A 15,540-nucleotide genomic window follows, 5' to 3' on the forward strand; every position below is an offset into this window, starting at 1 on the left:
ACGGCGACACAGAACATGTTTATGAGAAGGTTAAGACCAGTCACAAGGATAAGGAAGGGAATGATATTCCAGGACATCCAACCGAAGACGGCCAACAACCTAAGAAAGATATCCCAGGTTACCGCTTCGTAGAGACTAAGAAACTTCCAAACGGCGACACAGAACACGTTTATGAGAAGGTTAAGACTAGTCATAAGGATAAGGAAGGCAATGAAATTCCAGGATATCCAACCGAAGACGGTGAACAACCTAAGAAAGATATTCCAGGCTACCGCTTCGTAGAGACTAAGAAACTTCCAAACGGCGACACAGAACATGTCTACGAAAAAGTTGTTACTGCCCCTCAACAAAAGCCGACTGAGCAATCTCCAACTACTAAAGCAACCAAAGAATTACCTAATACTGGTACGGAAGATCATGCAGCTTTGGCAGCTCTAGGAGTACTTGGTTTGATGAGCGGATTTGGACTTGTGTCTCGCAAGAAAAAAGAAGACTAATTCTATACTCGAGATTCTAAGTAGTATCCATTAGTTTCTGAAACAAAAAACCAACTAATCGTTAGATTAGTTGGTTTTTGTCTATTCTCGATTTTTCCAAGCTTGGTAGCGAGTGTCAATCAAGAGTTGGGTTAAGCGCCCCATGGTTTCTCTTTCTTCGGGAGTGAGGGATTGGGCTTGGACAAAGAGATGGTGAATGTGTTCAATGACCTTGAAGGAAGAAAGGTCGTTGATAGAAGAGATGCCTGCATCGAGAATGATTCCAAAAAAGAGGTCAAAGTAGAGCTGCAGTTCCGTATCAGGGACCGTCTCAACCCATTCCTTGAAGGTAGTATCAACTTGCTGGCTGTCACTATTGGTCTCGTCTAGTTGGACAAAGTGTTTGTCTTCAACCTGCCAACTAAAGGTGTCATGCTGGGCAAGACCACCCAAGGCAGTGCTTCGAACGACGATTTTTTTATCAGGAATTTCCAGCATCATCCCGATGATAGACCCTTGTGGGACAAATACTTTCGTTCTTTCCATCATGTTTTGATAGCCAGCTGTTTCGGTTAGTTCCTTGTGAAGTCCAGGGGCATCAAAAGTATAGACAGAGATAATGTTTTTCTGCAAGTTTGGATCAAGTTGACTGGCAGCATAGACAGCTAGATTGCCCCCTTTTGAGTGTCCTGCTAGGATAACCTTTTGGTTGGGGTGTTGAGCAAAAAAATTCTCTAAATACTGGAGGGCGTGTTTTTGAGCTGGGATTTCCTTCATATAGGTCATATGGAAATCTTCTTTCCAACCGATGATACTATCATCCGTCCCACGAAAAACAAGCAAATAGGTATCGAGACTGATACCATAAGTCATGGCTGCAAACTGTTTTTGCAATTCAGGATCGATATCGTTGATAAAGTCTGAGAGCTTGCAATTTTTAAAGCGTTTGTGTTGAGCAAGCTGATCTAACAATTGAAGACGGTTCTTATTGGTCAGAATAGTCGTGCCTCTAGGGATTTGAGATGCAAGATCTATGAGACGCTTTGGTTCTTGGGTGACTACATTATCAAAAGCAAGGTAGGTTAATTCGGTCAAGGCAAGAACATCTAACTCGTTCACGGGGAGGTCATAAAAGGAATCGTATGCTACATCATTTAAGTAGTCAAAAATATTGGCCATAAAAGCTCCTTTCTCTATGTTTATCCTACCACATTTACATAGAATTAGCTAGTAGGCTTGTTTAGCCGCTCTACATAATGACCTAGTAGTTAGGGTTTGATTCAGATATAGAGAAGACAGATTGCTTTTATTTCAACCCCCTAAACGAGCTTACTTGTATGTTTTTGCTATCAATCCCATTTTCCTTTAAAAAATTCTTCATCTCATTTACATCATCAGGCTGACCTGTGATGAGATAGTTGGCTTGATTGCCGTATTCATCAATAGCACGTTTTAAAAATTCTTGACTTTGAGAAAGTTCATCGCTAGTTTTATAAGTAAAATTCGGTGTTTTTTGAGCCAGTTCTTTCATCTCATTATCGAAAATAGTAACTCCTTTGTCAAAATGGCTGAGAATAATCGGACATTTACCAGCCCATTCTTTGATAAGGGGGCGTAGAGCAGAAATGCCGACATCAGATGCAAAGCAAACTAGTAGCTTACTCGTATCTTTAACAGTCAAAGAGGAATCCAGCCAACTCATCTCAATCTCACTGCCAGCCGGTAAATGTGTAAAGGTGTTCTTAAAGTTGCTACCACTATTATGAGTCAAGATGAGAATTTCATCTTCATCAGGTGTGGAGGCAATGGTTAGCCATCGACTGGTCTGCTCTCCCTTAGCTTCATATTTACTAGCAGTAGACGAGGTATCAGGGAGTGTAAACTTAGCATAAGCCCCAGCTTTCCAGATTTGCTGACTCGGTTTTGTGATATGAATTAAATATAAATCTCCGCTGGGGTTTTCGATGGATTTTATTGATAATGTCTGGCTTCGTCCAAGATAAGCGACGGCACCCCAAGTTATAAGGGCTAGTAATCCAAGTGTTGATAGAATGATAATAAACATTTTTTTACCTCTTTTCATTTTTTATGACTCCTAATTTTAATCAATGAATGAACGCAAAATTAATTCATTCATACATTTCCAAAAAATAAAGAAAACCATTTTCTTTATTTTAGAACTCCTTTTATGAAGTTGGTTGCAAGTATTTCGACAGTTTTGCCAATATCTGGAAAATCTTTTTCCGTGATATGCATATCCATGTAGTAAAATAGGTTGTAAACTTGTAAAATCTCTTGAATCTTTTCTGGAGAATACCCCTCAGCCTGCATACGGTTTGTAAAAGTTTTTACTAGAAACTGATGAAATGGATTTGCGACTTTGCCCTCTTCTGAGGAATAGTAGCTATGCAAGTCATCGGCTATGGCAGGATTGTACCATTCTGCAAGGATTTTATTGGAAGAAACGAGTGCTCTGGACTGAGCAAAGAGTTGACTAATAAGATCAATCATATCAATTTCCCAATCCAGTTCTTCGATCATAGTTTGGCGAACACGGTTGTTTTCATCTATATAGATGTCTAGAAAAATGGCTTCTTTACTCTCGTAATAGTTATAAAAAGAGCCTACTGCCATACCAGCTTGTCTAGCAATTTCTGAAATTCCTGTTGCCTTGTAACCTTTTTTCGAAAAAACTTCATAGGCTGCTGTCTTTAAAGATTGTTTTTTGTCCAATATGATTTAACCTCCTTTGTTCCATGAATGAATAAATAAATCTGTTCATTCATATTCTAACAAATCATGGCTAGCTTGTCAATAAGAAGGCTAGATCTATTAAATAAGTTAAAGAAATGCTAACTAAATGAGCACAAAAAGGAAAATATAGGATAAGGCTGGAACTATAATTAAAAATAAGGTATGATATCAGTGGGAATATTCTCTATTTAGCATCTGTTTTCTGATCTGGATTTGGGAAATAGGCTGCTAAACAGTATGAGATACTGATCCGTAAATCTGATATGAAGGGTTTTGATACTTTGAGAAATAACAAAGGAGGAGCGCATGCACAAGATTTTACTAGTAGAAGATGACCAAGTTATTCGGCAACAAGTGGGGAAACTGCTCTCTGAGTGGGGTTTTGAGGTCGTTTTGGTAGAAGATTTTATGGAAGTATTGAGCCTTTTTGTTCAGTCAGAACCTCATTTGGTCCTCATGGATATTGGTCTGCCACTCTTTAATGGTTATCACTGGTGCCAGGAGATTCGTAAAATTTCCAAGGTACCTATCATGTTTCTCTCTTCGAGAGATCAAGCGATGGATATCGTCATGGCGATCAATATGGGGGCAGATGACTTTGTGACCAAGCCTTTTGACCAGCAGGTGCTCCTTGCCAAGGTTCAAGGCTTGTTGCGCCGTTCCTATGAGTTTGGGCGGGATGAAAGTTTGCTAGAGTATGCAGGTGTGATTCTCAATACCAAGTCTATGGATCTGCACTATCAGGGTGAAGTCCTGAGCTTGACCAAGAATGAATTTCAAATTTTGCGGGTCTTGTTTGAACATGCTGGCAATATCGTAGCGCGTGATGACTTGATGAGAGAACTCTGGAATAGCGACTTTTTCATCGATGACAATACCTTGTCTGTCAACGTTGCTCGCTTGCGCAAAAAGTTGGAGGAGCAAGGTTTAGCAGGTTTTATCGAAACCAAGAAAGGGATAGGATACGGACTGAAACATGCTTGATTGGAAATCATTTTTTCTAGCCTATCTGCGTTCTCGCAGTCGCATCTTTGTCTATATTTTTTCATTAGGCTTTCTCGTCCTTCTCTTTCAGTTTTTATTTGCTAGTCTAGGAACTTATTTTCTTTATTTCTTTCTACTCAGTAGTTTTTTGACCTTCTTATTTTTGGCTTGGGATATTTTTGCAGAAGCTCAGGTTTACCGGCAGGAAGTACTCTATGCTGAGAGAGACCCCAAGTCTCCTCTGGAATGTGCGCTAGTAGAAAAACTCGAAGAGCGTGAGTCTGAATTGTATCAAAAGAAGTCGGAAGCGCAGAGCAAGCTGACGGATTTGCTTGATTACTACACCTTATGGGTTCACCAGATCAAGACGCCCATTGCGGCTAGTCGCCTTTTAGTAGCAGAAGTCTCTGATCGGGAGGTCAAGCAGCAACTGGAACAGGAAATTTTCAAGATTGACTCCTATACCAACCTGGTTTTGCAGTACCTGCGTTTAGAGAGTTTTCACGATGATTTGGTCTTTGAACAGGTTCAAGTGGAGGACTTGGTCAAGGAGATGGTTCGTAAGTACGCACTTTTCTTTATCCAAAAGGGACTGACGGTCAACCTCCATGACCTTGACAAAATTATCGTGACCGATAAGAAGTGGTTGTTGGTCGTCATTGAACAAATCCTTTCAAACAGCCTCAAATACACCAAGGAAGGTGGCCTAGAGATTTATATGGAAGGCCAGGAGCTCTGTATCAAGGATACGGGGATTGGGATAAAAAACAGTGATGTCCTCCGAGTCTTTGAACGTGGTTTTTCAGGCTACAATGGCCGTTTGACCCAGCAATCATCTGGACTTGGCCTCTATCTATCTAAGAAAATTTCTGAAGAGCTGGGCCACCAGATTCGTATCGAGTCTGAGGTTGGGATAGGAACAACCGTTCGCATCAAATTCGCTGAAGTAAAGCTCGTTATCGAGTAAACATAGATGATAAAAAGCCTCCGATTGGGGTGCTTTATTATGAAATTGAGTTATGAAGATAAAGTTCAAATCTATGAACTAAGAAAACAAGGATATAGCTTAGAGATGTTTTACGGTTATGAGAAGCACTTTAGGTCTTTAGAAGACCTTGAGCAATCTATTGTAGACTACATTGATTACTACAATAATAAACGAATTAAAGTCAAACTAAAAGGACTTAGCCCTGTGCAATACAGAACTAAATCCTTTACTTAAATAATTTGTCTACCTATTTGAAGTTAGTTCCACTCAACACCCCTTTATTATTCTTTCTTAAATAGTTTATCAGCTAAAAAAACAGCATTTAGTACTCTAGGAAATCCAACGTAAGGGATGCATTGTAAAAAGCATTCTATAATCTTTTCGGGGGTTAAGCCAACATTTAAAGCAGCTTGAATATGTACTTCCAGCTGTACTTCACAACCTCCCTGCGTCAAAAGGCTAGCAAGAGTGACGATTTCTCGCTCCTGTAGATTCAGTCCTTCACGACTATAGATATCGCCAAAAGCAAATTCTACAATATAGTCTCCTAGATCTGGCGCTATTTCTTTCAGAGAGGAAATGACCTGCTCACCGCCCTCACCATCAATCTGATTGAGTCTTTCCAATCCACGTTCAAATCGTTTGTTTTTCATTTGCATTTACCTCCTTAAACGATTACAATGTAATTATAAAACTTAGACCATACTCTAAGTCAAGAAATTAAAGGAGTTTTTTTATGAAAATCGGTCTTTTTGCCCAAAAAGTGAATTTATCAGCGCATACACTCCGATACTACGAAAAACGAGGATTGATTAAAGTTGATAGAGATCAAAGCGGTCAGCGTTCCTACGACGAAAACGATCTTGCCTGGGTTCAGTTTATTCAACGTTTAAAAGATACGGGTATGCATTTGAAAGATATTCAGAGATATGCTGACTTGCGTTACCAGGGTTATAGTAGCCTAAAAGAACGCTTAGAAATGCTGCAGAAGCACCGCAGCTTTGTTAAAGAACAAATTAAAAATTGGCAAATCTCACTAAAAAAATTAGATAATAAAATTGAATGGTATCAAGCAGAGATTAGGAATCTTTCCAAATAGTCAATAAACGAAACCCGAGCCAATTGGCTCGGGTTTCGTCGCTATCTAATAAATTCTATTTCTCAACGCGTGATTTGTTGGCGATATCAGCAAGGATAGCTTGGACAAAGTCATCAACTGAGACAGTTTGTGTTTCCTTTTGTCCATAGCGACGAACATTGACTGTTCCGTCTTCCATTTCCTTATCCCCAACGATCAATTGGTAAGGAATCTTGCTAGTTTGAGAAGCACGGATCTTGAACTGCATTTTTTCGTTGCGCTCATCTACATCTGCACGGACACCGCGGTCACGGAGTTTCTTAGCCACTTCCCATGCGTAGTCTACGTGTTTTTCGTTAGAAACTGGGATGAGAGTTACTTGGTGTGGTGCAAGCCATGTTGGGAAGGCACCTTTGTAGTTCTCAATCAAGATAGCTGTGAAGCGTTCCATAGTTGAAATAACTCCACGGTGGATCATAACTGGACGGTGTTCTTCACCATCAGCCCCGATGTATTTGAGGTCAAAACGTTCTGGAAGCAAGAAGTCAAGCTGGATAGTCGAAAGGGTTTCTTCTTTTCCGAGAGCTGTCTTAACTTGGATATCCAATTTTGGTCCGTAGAAGGCTGCCTCACCTTCAGCTTCAAAGTAGTCAACGCCCATTTCATCAAGGGCTGCACGAAGCATGGTTTGGGCATTTTCCCACATCTCATCGTTGTCAAAGTACTTGTGAGTATCTTGAGGGTCACGAAGAGAGAGACGGAAGCGGTATTCAGTCAAGTTGAAGTCTTCATAAACATCGATAATCAACTGAAGGGCACGTTGGAATTCTTCTTGGATTTGTTCTGGAGTAACGAAGAGGTGACCGTCGTTGAGTGACATTTCACGCACACGTTGAAGACCAGTGAGGGCACCAGATTTCTCGTAGCGGTGCATCATACCGATTTCAGCGATACGGATTGGCAATTCACGGTAGGAGTGAACATGGTGTTTGAAGACTTGGATGTGGTGTGGACAGTTCATTGGACGAAGAACAAATTCTTCCCCGTCACCCATGTCCATGGTTGGGAACATGTCTTCTTGGTAATGATCCCAGTGACCAGAAGTCTTGTAAAGCTCAACAGAAGCAAGTGGTGGAGTGTAAACGTGTTGATAGCCAGAAGCCAGCTCCTTGTCGACAATGTAGCGTTCCAATTCACGACGGATAGTCGCACCGTTTGGCAACCAGAATGGAAGTCCTTGACCAACTTCTTGTGAAATCATGAAGAGGTCAAGCTCTTTTCCAAGTTTACGGTGGTCACGTTCTTTAGCTTCTTCACGCATTTGAAGGTAGTTTTTCAAGTCTTTCTTGTCAAACCAAGCTGTACCGTAAATCCGTTGCATCATCGCGTTGTTGCTATTTCCACGCCAGTAAGCACCTGCTACATGAAGAAGGTGGAAGATTTGGATACGGCCTGTTGATGGGACGTGAGGTCCACGGCAAAGGTCCACGTATTCCCCCTGACGGTAGATAGTCAAACCGCCTTCGTCCTCAGAGTGTTCTTCGATCAATTCCAACTTGTAAGGGTCGTTCTTGAAGATTTCACGCGCCTCGTCTTTAGTGACTTCCTCACGAATAGATGGGAAGTTTTCTTTGACGATTTTTTTCATTTCTTCTTCGATACGAGGAAGATCTTCGTTGGAGATTTGACCAGCTTGATTGTCCGTATCGTAGTAGAAGCCATCTTCAATAGCTGGACCAACTCCCAAGTGAATATCAGGGAAAAGGCGACGAGCTGCTTGGGCAAACAAGTGGGCAGCTGAGTGACGCAAGATTGGAAGGGCATCTTCGTGATCAGGTGTCACGATTTCGATGCTTCCATCTTCAGTGATAGCACGAGTCGTGTCGATGAGTTTGCCGTTGAATTTACCAGCCAAGGCTTTTTTAGCTAGGGAATTGCTGATAGATTGGGCAATTTCAAAAGTAGTAACGCCAGATTCGAATTCACGAACAGCGCCATCTGGGAAAGTAATCTTAATCATGGTTTTCTCCTTAAATATTTATTCTATTTTTGTTGGACAATTTTAAGAGCCGAGCAACTTCTTCCGCAGTCTGATTCTCTGATTGACTACCATCTGTTACGAGGCTAGGATAGCCTAATCTCACCGCTTCCTTACGAACCATTTGAGCAAAAAGAATGTCTCGTTGCATCCAGTTTTCAAAAGCTTGCTCGGGGTTGGTTGTACCCTCTAAGACATAAGGAACCCATTCTCTCTGTATATAATGCTTTTTTTGAAAATCAGCTGTCGGAGTCAAGCATAGATAGGAAGATGCTGGACATTCAAGCTTCTTTACCAAGTGAGGCAAAAGTCCTGCTCCCTCCACCAAGAGAGGTCTGTTTTGATTCTTTATCAAGTAAGATTTTACATAAGGAAAAATCTCTTCATAAAAGCGCCATTCTTCATCTGCCATCTCTTCTGGATTTCTCATCCAGATTTGTTCTGGATTTCTATCCTGCCTAAGAAGGCAAATTGGCTGTGAGTCTTCACTTGCTTGACTCATCATCTTTTCTACCAAATCATCCAGTTTGATATGAAGTAGTTGATACTGTCTAGCAAGAAGTGAGGCAATTGTTGACTTTCCACTGCAAGGCGATCCGCCAATCATATAAAGCATCATTCTTCCTCCTTCTGACAAAACAAAAAACGACATCCTAAAAGGACGTCGCAACGTGGTTCCACCTTCATTCATGTTCCTCAAAAAAGAGGGACACCTCTGATTGGCTTTAACGTAGCCACCGTTTTATGTTTGCATAAAAGTCAGTAGAGTAGTATCAGTTTAGGCTTTCTATGCGTTTCCAGCAACCACGCACTCTCTAGTAGAAAGGGACTAAGTGACTTGTCTCTATGCATTATTATAGCATGATTGCGAGAATTTTCAAGGTTTTTGTATAATTTTTTTATTTTTCTCTCGCTGGAAGACATGCTTGATCCCCACACCAGCAGCCAACCCAAGTAGGGCAAAGAGTTCATAGGCTAGGAAGTAAAGTAGGATGAACTCACCAAAGGTGATGATGGTAAAGCAATAGAGCAGACCAATACCGAGTAGCCACCAAAGTGAGAAATGAAATCGATAGCTATAAAGTAGCGATACGATAAAGGTTACCAGAGGTGAAAAGAGGATGATGTTGTAAATGTACAGTCCCTTCAGTGTATATGGGTCAGAGATGAGTAGTGAGAATAGCTCATAGAGTGGCCAGTAAAAAAAGAAAGTAATAAGGTAGTATGGGATATACTTAAGATAATTCCGCATGGCAATAGTCCTCCAATCTGGAAAAAAATGAGAGATATTGTAGACCACATAATCCTAAATGAAGGGGAAATCTCTACTTATATTATAGCACGATTTAAAAGCTCTTACAATTTAATCCAGTGATCAGTGATAGTGATCTTTTCGAGTGTTTTCTGTTATAATACTAACAGAAGAACTAAGAGAGTAAGGAGAAAGAATGACCAAAATAGCAGTTCTTTCAGACATACATGGAAATACGACAGCTTTGGAAGCTGTTCTGGCTGATGCAAGAGCGGCAGAGGTAGATGAGTACTGGCTTTTAGGGGATATTCTGATGCCAGGGACAGGACGTAGAAGGATCTTGGACCTCTTAGCTAGCTTGCCTATTACAGTAAGAGTTCTGGGAAATTGGGAGAATAGTCTCTGGCGAGGTCTGCATCGCAAGTTAGATCCTACAATAGCGAGTCATCGTTATCTCCTGCGTCAAAGTCAGTACATCTTAGAGGAGGTCAGCCCTGAAGAAATCGAAGACCTCAATAATCAACCCATGCAAGTTCATCGTCAGTTTGGTGATTTGATGGTGGGAATCACACACCATCTCCCTGATAAAAACTGGGGTAGAGAGTTGATTCATACGGGAAAACAAGAAGATTTTGATAGATTGGTGACGGAGCCACATGCTTCTATTGCAGTGTATGGCCATATCCACCAACAGTTTCTTCGTTACGGAAGTGATGGACAGTTGATTCTTAATCCAGGTTCCATTGGACAACCTTTCTTTCTAGATGCGAAGTTGCGTAAGGACCTGCGGGCCCAGTATATGATCTTAGAGTTTGATGAGGCAGGTTTGTCTGATGTTGATTTTCGTCGTGTGGATTATGATGTGGAAACTGAATTGCAGTTGGCTAAAGATTTGAAGCTCCCCTATTTCCAGGTCTACTATGAAAGTTTGGTAAATGGGATTCACCATACTCATAACCACGAATTGTTAGGTCAGATTAGTGAACAAGAAGGTTATGATCAGGATGTTGAGCTTTGGATGGAAAGAGACAAGAAAGATTGGTTTTAAGAGGACTTCTAGCTAGAAAACAGATAGTCTAGGAACTGTTGTTTTCCGATAAGTCGAACTGGATACGAATTGACGGCTTCTCAAATTTATGTTAGAATAACGGAATATAACTAATTTGAATCTCATACTAATTGATATTCAAAATAAGAGGAGACAGATAATGAAACCAGAAGAGTTACACGCTATTGCCTCGGAGTTGGGCTTGCAATTTGACGAAGATTCGCGTAGTATTTATGGCACGCAGTCAGGTTATTTACTTTTCCTGCAAGAAACTGATGTGAAAAATCAGTTTCGACTTTGTGTCAGTGTGAGTTTGAATGGCAATCCTGCGGATTCAGAAGAAAATGAATTGGTTTGGGATGAGTTTAAGAGTGAATCTCTTCCAAACTTGTCGACCTTGTCTATCAACCAGTACCTTGTTTCTTTTGTCGTAAAAGGTGCCATGCGCAAATCAAAAACAATTGAAAAGTTACAGACGCTCATAACAGACCTCGTTGCATTCCTTGAAACCCATCATTTCGTCCAAGTCTGTGCCTACAGTGGTCAGGAGGGTCCTGTTGGTCTCTATCAATTAGGTGATTCAATTTTCCTTATCAATGAGGAAAGCTATCAATTGCTGAAGAGCAATCTTCAGATTGAGGTGGATTCTTATCAAAATCAAAAGGAAAATGTTCTTCTTGGAGCAGTTGGTGCGTTGCTTGGAGCCTTGATTGGTGGAGCAGTTGCTCTATTTATCGCTCGTCTAGGTTATGTAGCTATGGTAGCGGGGATTGTTCTGGGGATTTGTACCATTAAAGGATATGAAATCCTTGGAAGAAAGATATCTCGAAAGGGGATTGTAATTTCCTCTATTTGGATGGTGATTACTGTCTTTCTAGTGAATCAAATTGATTTGGCGATGGAAGTCGTTTCCAAACTAGGGGTTGAGTTTGCCTTTGCTTTCCGAGCCGTGAATGAATTAATCTTTAACGGTGATTTCCCAAAAAATTATTTTTATAATCTAGCTATGTTAGCTGTGTTTACCTTAGTTGGTGCTGGGGCGTCTATCAGCTCGGTTTGGTCAAGTCATAAAACAAAAGGGATTGTCCGTAAAATTGCATAAAAAATAAGTCTTTGTATGCCCTCTACCGCTCTGGTTGCCAAGAGGGATACAGGACTTTTTGCATGGAAAAGGTAATCAGTCGATAATATTTGACAGGAAAACCAAAAACGGTATAATGTTTATACGGGAAAAGATGAATAAAATATCAATGAAAGGAGAAGAAGATGCAAATTTCAAGCCGATTTACAATTGCGACTCATATGATGATTATTATTGCAATGCAGGATACAGACAGCAAGGTAACCAGTGATTTTCTTGCGGCTAGTGTCGGAGTCAATCCAGTCATTATCCGTAAGACTTTATCGCAACTCAAAAAAGCAGGATTGATTTCAGTTGCTCGTGGTACGGGAGGAACTGAGATAATAAAAGACCTTCAGGATATCAGTTTGTTGGATGTCTACCAAGCTGTAGAGTGTTTAGGAAAATCCGGCAAGCTCTTTAGTTTCCATGACAATCCAAATCCTAATTGCCCAATTGGTGCGAATATCCATGCGGTCTTGGACCAAAAGTTGTTTGATGTTCAAGCAGCTATGGAAAACCAACTGCGTCAGACAAGCCTGGCTCAGGTTGTAGCCGATGCTCAGAATAAACTGTCTAAGTAAGAGGACTAAGGTTCTCTTTTTCTATTGCCGCTTTTTTTATGAGTTAGGCAAGAAGAATTGTGGTAAAGTGTACTAGATTCTTTACGGTAAACTATAAAGAAAAATGTGAGCCTCAGTTTCAGGTTCGCATTACATTTTTTACTCATGGCAAAATGGCCTTTAGTTGGTTCAGGATGGTTTGTAAGGTTATGACCGCTTGTTCTCCTTGTTGTGATTGGTAGAGTAGTTGGAAATACTTGCGAATAGTTTCTTCAAATTGCTTAGGGAGGAGTGTACAATTGGTCTTTGCGAACTCCAACATTCGTTTTTCACCAGAATGGGTTTGCTCATTGAGCGCAAATAACAAGTCAAAGTAGGAAGCAAAAAACTCACTCGTACGATGATTCATACTGAGAAGATCTTGGCGTTTGATAGCTTTTTCTATTTGGTGAGAGAAGGCAGGCATGGCTTGGTCTAGCAAAAGGAGTTGCCTTTCAATGATATGCTTTTTGAGTTCCTGTGGATAGGGAATCTGGTAAGTTCTTTGGAGCGAAGCATAGTGTCCATTCGGATCGTATAGAATCTTGCTGTGGAGTAGATTATGCCACATACAGGTTGTATAAGAGTTTTGGGCTTGATGCTGAAAAACAGTTGAGTTCAATTCCTGTTCAAACGACTCCAGCGAACGATAAATCAACTCGATTTCGATACCGTTGTTTAGTACACAGTCGTCCTCTAACTCCCAAAACTGGTTTCCAATTTCCATATAGGAGCAATAGTTGCTAAGAATGATTTGACGAGTTTTCTCGTCAATAGGTGAGTTAAGATAGACATAGACATCATAGTCAGAATTTTGATCGTAGTCTTGTCCTGCACGTGAACCACCAAGAGCGATAGCTTCTACTTGTTCCAGTTGAGAGAATTCTTTGTAAAGGTCTTGAATCATTGTTTTTCTCCTTGCTTTATGCTTTTAAAGTCATTTTACCAAAAAGTAAAACGTTTGCATGGCATTGAGTTACTCTTTTCCATCTATAGAAAAAAATGTGAACCCTTGTTTTGAGTTCACATTTCGTTTTTATTCCGCAGCTTGTTGCCAACGTTTTGCTAGCTTATGAGACAGGCTGGAAATAGCAAAGTTAAAGATAAAGTAAATCAAGGCAATCAGGATATAAAGACTGAAGACCTGCTCTGGTTCGAAATAGCGTCCCATGAGAATTTGGCTGGCGCCAAAGAGTTCTTGTAGGGCGATAACAGAGTAGAGAAGGCTGGTATCCTTAATCACAGTTACAAACTGAGAAATGATAGCTGGCAGCATTTTACGGATCGCTTGTGGGAGAATGATGTAGTAGAGGATTTGCGTAGAGGTGAATCCTTGCGACATTCCTGCTTCATACTGGCCCTTGTCCACGGCATTGAGACCGCCTCGGATAATCTCAGCTAAGGCTGCTGAGGTAAAAAGGGTAAAGGCTGTAATACCAGCTGGTGTGGACTTCATCTTAAACACCAAAAAGATGGTGAAAATCCAGAGGAGGTTGGGAACGTTACGTACAAACTCGATATAAATGCTGGAGATGATCCGTAAGACAGGATTTTTCCCATTTCTCATGACGGCTAGTACTGTTCCGATAAGGGTCGAGAGGACGATAGCAATCAGAGAAATGTAGAGAGTTAAGCCAAATCCTTTAAAGATAAAGACTAGGTTATCTGGGGTCAAAACTTCTAAAATAGATTCCATAGTAACCTCCTAAAGTGAATAGGCTTTTTTGTTGGCTTGCTCCATCTTGCGACCAAACTGGGCAACAGGGAAGCATAGAGCAAAGTAGAGAAGAGCAGCGCCCAAAAAGGCTGGGATATAGTTTCCGTTGAGGGCCGACCAAGATTTGGTCACAAACATCAAGTCTACTCCAGAGATGATGGCAACTGTAGAGGTGTTCTTGATGAGGTTAACAATTTGATTGGTCAATGGAGGGAGAATGATACGGAAGGCCTGAGGCAAGATAATCAAGCGCATGGCACTGATATAGGTAAAACCTTGCGACAAGGCGGCCTCCATCTGACCACTAGGAATAGACTGAATCCCTGAGCGAATAACCTCAGCGATATAGGCGCCGTGATAGAGTCCAACACAGAGAACAGCTGTCCAATAAATTGGAATCATGATGGTGTGATTACTGATAAGAGGCAAACCATAAAAGACGATGACAAACTGCACCAAGAGGGGAGTGTTTTGGTAAAATTCGACAAAGATACGAGCCAAAACACGCAAGAATGGGCGTTTGCTGGTTGACATGGCCCCAAAGAAGATGCCCAAAACCATGGCGAGGATAAAGGAACCAACCGCTAGGGCAAGGGTGAAGAGGAAACCATTGAAAAATTGTCCAAAATCCTGAAAATAGGCTGTCCAAGATGATAAATCTGTCATGGGGTGTCCTCCTTAATCTGCGGTATGGCTAGATGGTTTGAGCTTGTAACGGTCATAGAGCTTCTGCAAATTACCGTCCTTGGTCCATTTAGTGACCAAGGTATCAAGATAGTCGTTTAGCTCCGTGTTTGATTTCTTGGTGACGATACCGTAGTCAGATGGCTTGAAACTATCATCTAGTAGTTCTGTCCGTTTACTAATGTAGCCAGACAGGATAGAACGGTCCACGGAAAAGGCATCAATACGGTGAGCGTGAAGGGAAGTAATCAATTCTGGGTAAGAACCAAGCTCAACGAATTTAAAGGTTAGACCTTTCTTTTTACCCAATTCAGTAATCAGGCGTTGGGTGATGGAACCTTGGGCAACCCCAATCGTTTTACCGTTTAGGTCCTCAATACTTTTGATGTTGGCGGATTTATTGACCAAAAAACCAGAAGCGTCCGTATAGTAGGGACTGGTGAAGTTGTATAGTTTTTTACGTTCGTCTGTGATGGTGAAGGTCGCGATATCCATGTCGACCTGTTCGTTGTCTAGTAGTGGACCACGGGTTTGAGCGGTAACAGGCACATAGCGAACCTTGACCTTGAGTTCATCTGCAATCATCTTGGCCAGGTCTGTTTCGATACCAGAATAGGTCCCTGTCTTGGGGTCCTTGTAGCCAAAATTGGGAACGTCTTGTTTGACACCGACAACCAGTTCGCCTCTTTTTTGAATGTCTGCGACGCTGGTATCGGCTTGGACTGGTTTGGCAGCAGCAAGGCTAAAAAGGCTAATCAATAATGCGGATAAAAAGAATTTCTTTTTCATAGGCGCCTCC

18 protein-coding genes and 1 pseudogene are annotated in these 15,540 nt (G+C 41.2%); 8 read left to right on the plus strand and 11 right to left on the minus strand.

Going from position 1 to position 15,540, the window contains the following annotated elements:
* Positions 1–497 (plus strand): LPXTG cell wall anchor domain-containing protein (locus O3652_RS00005; RefSeq protein WP_371589964.1); only part of this gene is annotated, 497 nt, incomplete at its 5' end.
* Between the two features lie 81 nt (positions 498–578).
* Here O3652_RS00005 and O3652_RS00010 read toward each other — a convergent pair.
* The 3 genes from O3652_RS00010 to O3652_RS00020 form a co-directional block, all read right to left on the minus strand.
* The gene (locus O3652_RS00010; RefSeq protein WP_371589965.1) at positions 579–1,655 is read right to left on the minus strand and encodes a DUF2974 domain-containing protein; all 1,077 of its coding nucleotides are present in this window, start codon (positions 1,653–1,655) and stop codon (positions 579–581) included.
* Positions 1,656–1,782: 127 nt separating this feature from the next.
* Entirely contained in the window at positions 1,783–2,559 is a 777-nt protein-coding gene (locus O3652_RS00015) for a ferredoxin reductase (protein ID WP_371589966.1), read from the minus strand.
* A gap of 86 nt (positions 2,560–2,645) precedes the next feature.
* Positions 2,646–3,215, minus strand: coding sequence for a TetR/AcrR family transcriptional regulator (locus tag O3652_RS00020; protein ID WP_044021186.1), 570 nt, complete (start codon positions 3,213–3,215; stop codon positions 2,646–2,648).
* Positions 3,216–3,536: 321 nt separating this feature from the next.
* Here O3652_RS00020 and O3652_RS00025 point away from each other — a divergent pair, with 321 nt between their 5' ends.
* From O3652_RS00025 to O3652_RS00035, 3 genes and pseudogenes are all read left to right on the plus strand, one after another.
* Positions 3,537–4,214, plus strand: coding sequence for a response regulator transcription factor (locus tag O3652_RS00025; protein WP_000548981.1), 678 nt, complete (start codon positions 3,537–3,539; stop codon positions 4,212–4,214).
* A complete protein-coding gene (locus O3652_RS00030; protein WP_125413419.1) occupies positions 4,207–5,181 on the plus strand; it encodes a sensor histidine kinase in 975 nt (324 codons plus the stop codon). Before O3652_RS00025 ends, O3652_RS00030 begins: the two co-directional genes overlap by 8 nt.
* Before the next feature lie 102 nt (positions 5,182–5,283).
* A pseudogene (locus tag O3652_RS00035) lies at positions 5,284–5,436 on the plus strand (IS3 family transposase); the annotation flags it as partial.
* Between the two features lie 47 nt (positions 5,437–5,483).
* On the opposite strand, the gene O3652_RS00040 reads toward O3652_RS00035, so the two are convergent.
* On the minus strand, positions 5,484–5,861 hold the full coding sequence (locus tag O3652_RS00040; RefSeq protein WP_083303905.1) for a carboxymuconolactone decarboxylase family protein: 378 nt from the start codon (positions 5,859–5,861) through the stop codon (positions 5,484–5,486).
* A 77-nt stretch (positions 5,862–5,938) separates the two neighbouring features.
* Between O3652_RS00040 and O3652_RS00045 the strand changes: the two genes are divergently transcribed.
* Entirely contained in the window at positions 5,939–6,301 is a 363-nt protein-coding gene (locus O3652_RS00045) for a MerR family transcriptional regulator (protein ID WP_070569187.1), read from the plus strand.
* Between the two features lie 55 nt (positions 6,302–6,356).
* Here O3652_RS00045 and thrS read toward each other — a convergent pair whose 3' ends face one another.
* The 3 genes from thrS to O3652_RS00060 form a co-directional block, all read right to left on the minus strand.
* Positions 6,357–8,300: a threonine--tRNA ligase gene (thrS, locus tag O3652_RS00050; RefSeq protein WP_125413421.1), complete on the minus strand. Its 1,944-nt coding sequence runs from the start codon at positions 8,298–8,300 to the stop codon at positions 6,357–6,359.
* A 10-nt stretch (positions 8,301–8,310) separates the two neighbouring features.
* Positions 8,311–8,937 (minus strand): AAA family ATPase, encoded by a 627-nt coding sequence (locus O3652_RS00055; RefSeq protein WP_080978793.1) that lies wholly within the window; start codon positions 8,935–8,937, stop codon positions 8,311–8,313.
* Positions 8,938–9,195: 258 nt separating this feature from the next.
* Positions 9,196–9,570: a hypothetical protein gene (locus O3652_RS00060; protein ID WP_125413422.1), complete on the minus strand. Its 375-nt coding sequence runs from the start codon at positions 9,568–9,570 to the stop codon at positions 9,196–9,198.
* Between the two features lie 196 nt (positions 9,571–9,766).
* Between O3652_RS00060 and O3652_RS00065 the strand changes: the two genes are divergently transcribed.
* From O3652_RS00065 to O3652_RS00075, 3 genes are all read left to right on the plus strand, one after another.
* The gene (locus O3652_RS00065; RefSeq protein ID WP_125413423.1) at positions 9,767–10,618 is read left to right on the plus strand and encodes a metallophosphoesterase; all 852 of its coding nucleotides are present in this window, start codon (positions 9,767–9,769) and stop codon (positions 10,616–10,618) included.
* A gap of 160 nt (positions 10,619–10,778) precedes the next feature.
* Positions 10,779–11,720 (plus strand): hypothetical protein, encoded by a 942-nt coding sequence (locus O3652_RS00070; RefSeq protein WP_042902760.1) that lies wholly within the window; start codon positions 10,779–10,781, stop codon positions 11,718–11,720.
* 164 nt (positions 11,721–11,884) lie between these two features.
* The gene (locus tag O3652_RS00075; protein WP_049490302.1) at positions 11,885–12,322 is read left to right on the plus strand and encodes an Rrf2 family transcriptional regulator; all 438 of its coding nucleotides are present in this window, start codon (positions 11,885–11,887) and stop codon (positions 12,320–12,322) included.
* Positions 12,323–12,464: 142 nt separating this feature from the next.
* Here the strand turns inward: O3652_RS00075 and O3652_RS00080 are convergent, their stop codons facing one another.
* The 4 genes from O3652_RS00080 to O3652_RS00095 form a co-directional block, all read right to left on the minus strand.
* Positions 12,465–13,247, minus strand: coding sequence for a DUF4037 domain-containing protein (locus tag O3652_RS00080; RefSeq protein WP_125413424.1), 783 nt, complete (start codon positions 13,245–13,247; stop codon positions 12,465–12,467).
* 129 nt (positions 13,248–13,376) lie between these two features.
* On the minus strand, positions 13,377–14,036 hold the full coding sequence (locus O3652_RS00085; RefSeq protein ID WP_049518904.1) for an amino acid ABC transporter permease: 660 nt from the start codon (positions 14,034–14,036) through the stop codon (positions 13,377–13,379).
* Between the two features lie 9 nt (positions 14,037–14,045).
* Positions 14,046–14,723: an amino acid ABC transporter permease gene (locus O3652_RS00090; RefSeq protein WP_125413425.1), complete on the minus strand. Its 678-nt coding sequence runs from the start codon at positions 14,721–14,723 to the stop codon at positions 14,046–14,048.
* 12 nt (positions 14,724–14,735) lie between these two features.
* Complete coding sequence (locus tag O3652_RS00095) at positions 14,736–15,530, minus strand: transporter substrate-binding domain-containing protein (protein ID WP_125413426.1); 795 nt, start codon at positions 15,528–15,530, stop codon at positions 14,736–14,738.
* Positions 15,531–15,540: the final 10 nt, after the last annotated feature.

Origin of the sequence: Streptococcus sp. 27098_8_23 (genome assembly GCF_041432195.1) — a bacterium.
Classification (GTDB): Bacteria; Bacillota; Bacilli; order Lactobacillales; family Streptococcaceae; genus Streptococcus.